Here is a 2,440-nt window from a genome sequence, read left to right as displayed (position 1 = left end):
GGAGGGTGCGGTGGGTGTGTTGGGGGGTGAGGGTGTGGGGTTGGGGGGTTTGGTGGGGTCGTTGGTGTGGGGTTTGGTGCGGTCGGCTGGGGTGGAGCATCCGGGTCGGTTTGTGTTGGTGGATGTGGTGGGTGGGGGTGGTGGGTTGCCTGATTGGGGTGTGGGTTGGGGGTTGGGGGAGTGGGTGTTTGGGGTGCGGGGTGGTGTGGTGTTTGTGCCTCGGTTGGTGGGTGGGGTGGGTGGTGGTGTGTCTGGGGTTGGTGGGTTGGGTGGTTTGGGTGGTGGGTCGGTGTTGGTGACGGGTGGTTCGGGTGTGTTGGGTGGGTTGGTGGCGCGGTGGTTGGTGGAGGTGTTGGGGGTGGGTCGGTTGGTGTTGGTGAGTCGTCGTGGTGGTGGGTTTGTGGGTGGGGTGGAGTTGGAGGGGGTGTTGGTGGGGTTGGGGGCTGAGGTGGTGTTTGAGGTGTGTGATGTGGGTGATCGTGGTGCGTTGGAGGGGGTGTTGGGTCGTATTCCGGTGGATCGGCCGTTGGTGGGTGTGGTGCACACGGCCGGCGTACTCGACGACGCGACGGTGGAGACGCTCACTCCGGAGCGCCTGGCCGCCGTCCTGCACCCCAAAGCGGATGCGGCCTGGCATCTGCATGAGCTCACCGCGGGGATGGATCTCTCCTTCTTCGTCCTCTACTCCTCCGTCTCCGGCCTCATCGGAGCACCGGGTCAGGCGAACTATGCGGCTGCCAACGCCTTTCTGGACGCCCTGGCTTCGTATCGTCGTGCGCAGGGACTGCCCGGAATCTCACTCGCGTGGGGCCTGTGGGGCGGCGAAGGCGGCATGGGCGCCTCCCTGGACGCCGCCGGCCGCGCCCGATGGGCGCGCTCTGGCTTCCTCCCGCTCCCCGTCGACCGCGCCCGCGCGCTCTTCGAGGCGGCACTCGCGAGCGGCGCGCCCCTCGCCGTACCGGCACTGCTCAACCGACCGGCGCTGGACGCGCCAGGGGGCCCGCCGTCGCCACTGCTGAAGGGGCTCGTACGCGGGCCCGCGCGGCGTCGTACGACGGTGGACCGCGCCGCGGGCCACGCCGAACCCGACACCGAGTGGGTACGGCGCATCACCGCCCTCCCCGAAGACGAACGGCTCGACGCGGTCCTGGAGCAGGTCCGCGCGCGGGTGGCGGAGGTGCTGGGGCACTCCGAACCGTCGGACATCGCCCCCGCACGGGCCTTCAGCGAACTCGGCCTCGACTCGCTCGCAGGCGTCGAACTCCGCAACCTCCTGAGCGCCCGCACGGGTCTGCCGCTGCCGCCGACGGTCGTCTTCGCCCACCCCTCGCCCCTAGCCCTCGCCCGGCACCTGCACGACGAACTCACCAGCGCCGCTCCCGCACCCGTCCTCGCACCTGTCCCCGCGCCTCATGTCGCGCCCTCCGTCGCGACTGCTGATCCGGTGGTGATCGTGGGGATGGCGTGTCGTTTTCCGGGTGGGGTGGTTTCGGCGGATGGGTTGTGGCGGTTGGTGGTTGAGGGGCGGGAGGGTGTGGGTGGGTTTCCGGTGAATAGGGGGTGGGATTTGGAGGGTTTGTTTGATCCGGTTGGGTTGAGGTCGGGGTCGTCGTATACGCGTCGTGGTGGGTTTTTGTATGACGCGGATGAGTTTGATGCGGGGTTCTTCGGGATGTCGCCGCGGGAGGCGGTGGCGACGGATCCGCAGCAGCGTCTGTTGTTGGAGACCGCGTGGGAACTCTTCGAACACGCCGGAATCGACCCGGAGGAATTGCGCGGCACCCCCACCGGCGTCTTCACGGGAGCGATGTACGACGACTACGCATCGAGGCTGGCCGAGAACCCGCCCGAATTCGAGGGTTTCTTGCTGACGGGAAACCTCTCCAGTGTCGTTTCCGGTCGGTTGGCGTATTGGTTTGGGTTTGAGGGTCCTGCGGTGACGGTGGATACGGCGTGTTCGTCGTCGTTGGTGGCGTTGCATTTGGCGGTGCAGGCTTTGGGGTCGGGTGAGTGTTCGTTGGGTGTGGTGGGTGGGGTGACGGTGATGTCGTCGGCGTTGTCGTTTGTGGAGTTTTCGCGGCAGCGGGGGTTGTCGGTGGATGGGCGGTGTCGGTCGTTTGGTGCGGGTGCGGATGGGACGGGGTGGTCGGAGGGGGTGGGGTTGTTGTTGGTGGAGCGGTTGTCGGATGCGCGGCGTCTTGGTCATCGGGTGTTGGCGGTGGTGCGGGGTTCTGCGGTGAATCAGGATGGTGCGTCGAATGGTTTGACGGCGCCGAGTGGTCGGTCGCAGGAGCGGGTGATTCGGCAGGCTTTGGTGCGGGCGGGGTTGTCGGTGGTGGATGTGGATGTGGTGGAGGGGCATGGGACGGGGACGCCGTTGGGTGACCCGATTGAGGCGCAGGCTTTGTTGGCGACTTATGGCCAAGGCCGGCCGGTGGGT

General features: G+C 67.4%; 1 protein-coding gene. It reads left to right on the top strand.

Annotation, left to right across the window (positions count from 1 at the left end; translation table 11 throughout):
* Positions 1 to 10: 10 nt before the first annotated feature.
* Positions 11 to 2,440: type I polyketide synthase (locus ABZ842_RS38745; protein ID WP_361548563.1), on the top strand; the 2,430-nt coding region annotated here is incomplete at its 3' end.

Origin of the sequence: Streptomyces sp. NPDC047315 (assembly GCF_040643215.1) — a bacterium.
GTDB lineage: Bacteria > Actinomycetota > Actinomycetes > Streptomycetales > Streptomycetaceae > Streptomyces.
The sequence above is the reverse complement of the archived record's forward strand: the minus strand, read 5'-3'. Positions and strand labels throughout refer to the sequence as shown.